Annotated in this window: 3 protein-coding genes; all 3 read left to right on the top strand. The window is 67.4% G+C overall.

Annotated elements, in window-relative coordinates; genetic code table 11:
- On the top strand, positions 1–458 hold a 458-nt coding region (locus ABF648_RS11980), incomplete at its 5' end, for an arsenic resistance protein (RefSeq protein ID WP_415632475.1).
- Complete coding sequence (gene arsD, locus ABF648_RS11985; RefSeq protein WP_415632476.1) at positions 455–922, top strand: arsenite efflux transporter metallochaperone ArsD; 468 nt, start codon at positions 455–457, stop codon at positions 920–922. The genes ABF648_RS11980 and arsD, both read left to right, overlap by 4 nt.
- A 44-nt stretch (positions 923–966) precedes the next feature.
- On the top strand, positions 967–2318 hold a 1352-nt coding region (locus tag ABF648_RS11990), incomplete at its 3' end, for a TRC40/GET3/ArsA family transport-energizing ATPase (RefSeq protein ID WP_415632477.1).

The raw sequence follows: 2318 nt of genomic DNA on the forward strand, positions 1-2318 counted from the left end.
CGAAGGGCCGGGAGTGGTACGAGCACCGGTTCCTCCCCAGGGTCGGCCCGCTGGCCACCTGGGGGCTGCTGTTCACCGTGATCGTGCTGTTCGCCCTGCAGGGCGGCACCATCACCCGTCAGCCGTGGGACGTGGCCCGCATCGCCCTACCGCTGCTCGCCTACTTCGCAATCATGTTCGCCACGGGTTTCATCCTCGGCCACGCCCTGCATCTGGGCTACGAGAAGACCACCACCCTGGCATTCACCGGGGCCGGCAACAATTTCGAGCTGGCCATCGCGGTGTGCGTGGGCACCTTCGGCGTCGCCTCCGGACAGGCCCTGGCCGGCACCGTCGGTCCCCTCGTCGAAGTCCCCGCCCTGCTCGCCCTGGTCTACGCGGCCCTGTGGCTGAGACCACACCTGTTCACACCACACGTGATGACCGACGACGGTTCGGAACTGGTCAAGGTCAAATGAGCACGACAAGCAATCGAAACACCGAAGAACAAGAAAAGGAGCACATCCTCATGCAGGACACCACGTCACGCCAGACGACCCGGACCCCGCACATCGACGTCTACGAGCCGGCGATGTGCTGCAACACCGGGGTCTGCGGCAGCGACCCCGACGCCACGCTCATCACCTTCACCGCCGACTGCGCGGCCATCACGGACACCGGCATCTCGATCACGCGCCACAACCTCGCCAGGGACCCGGAGAACTTCGTCGCGAACCCCCAGGTCCGCAACATCCTCGACACCGTCGGCTCGGACGCGCTGCCCGTCGTCCAGGGCGACGGGCAGACAGTCCTCACCGGCGCATACCCGACGCGCACCCAGTTGCTCCGCATGGCCGGGATCGCCACGCCTTCGACCCTCCCCATCACCGATGTCACCCCTGGACAGTCCGGATGCTGCGGCGGGGCCACCGGATGCTGCTGAACCACGCCAGGAGAAAACCACGCCACGACGGGAGATCCCCAGCCATGACTCATCCCGCATTCCTTGACCACCTGCCCAGGTTCGCGTTCTTCACCGGCAAGGGCGGCGTCGGAAAGACATCGGCCGCCTGCGCGACAGCGCTGGCCCTGGCCGATCGAGGCGAATCGGTGCTGCTCGTGAGCACTGACCCCGCCTCGAACATCGGACAGGTCTTCGGCCAGCAGATCGGCAACCAGATCACGACCTTGACCACTGCTCCCGGTATCGACGCTCTGGAGATCGACCCGGAGGCCGCGGCCGCCGCATACCGCGAATCGATCATCGATCCGGTACGCGGCCTGCTCCCGGAGCGCGAGATCCGGATGATGACCGAGCAGTTGTCAGGGTCCTGCACGACCGAGATCGCGTCCTTCAACGAGTTCGCCGACCTCATCGCCGACCCCGACCGCACCAGCGGCTACGACCACGTGCTGTTCGACACCGCCCCGACAGGGCACACCATCCGCCTGCTGGAGCTACCCGGCGACTGGAGCCGATTCATCGACGAAGGCAGGGGCGACGCCTCCTGCCTGGGCCCCATGGCCGGCCTCGAATCACGGCGCACCGTCTACCACGCCACGGTCGACGCGCTCTGCGACCCAGCCAGCACCGTGCTTGTGCTCGTCGCCCGCGCCCAGCACTCGGCCATCCGCGAGGCCGAGCGCACCAGCCGTGAACTCACCGCTCTCGGCATGGGCAACCAGCAGCTGCTCATCAATGCCCTCATGCCCGACCTCGACGGCGATCCCCTGGTCACCGCGATCCACAACCAGGAACACGGGGAACTCGCCGCGCTCCCCAGTCGTCTCGCCCACCTGCCCCGCACCACGACCACGCTGCACGCGCACAATGTCGTGGGTGTCGACCGGCTCCGTGAGTTCTTCGCGATCACTCCTGGCGATCCCCTGCAGCCCGCCGGCCCCGCCCGCGAACCCGCCGGGGGCTTTCCGCCCCTGTCGAGCCTCGTGGACCAGTTGGCGGCGCAGACCCACGGTCTGTTCATGACGCTGGGCAAGGGCGGAGTCGGCAAGACGACGGTGGCCACGGCGATCGCCGTGGCACTTGCCGAGCGCGGCCGCGACGTGCTGCTCACCACGACCGATCCCGCGGGAAACCTCACCGACACGCTCAACGGCACCGTCGCGAACCTCACCATCGCGAAGATCGATCCCGATCAAGCACTGCGGGAGTACCAGGACGAGGTCCTGGCCACCAGGGGAAAGCGCCTTGACGCGACGGGCCGCGCCCAACTCATGGAAGACCTGCAATCCCCCTGCACCCAGGAAGTCGCCGTCTTCCGCAAGTTCTCCGAAGCCATCCGGGAAGCGCGGGATCGCATCGTCGTCATCGACACCGC

The organism is Propionibacterium sp. (genome assembly GCF_047719395.1).
In the GTDB taxonomy this organism is placed as follows: domain Bacteria; phylum Actinomycetota; class Actinomycetes; order Propionibacteriales; family Propionibacteriaceae; genus Propionibacterium.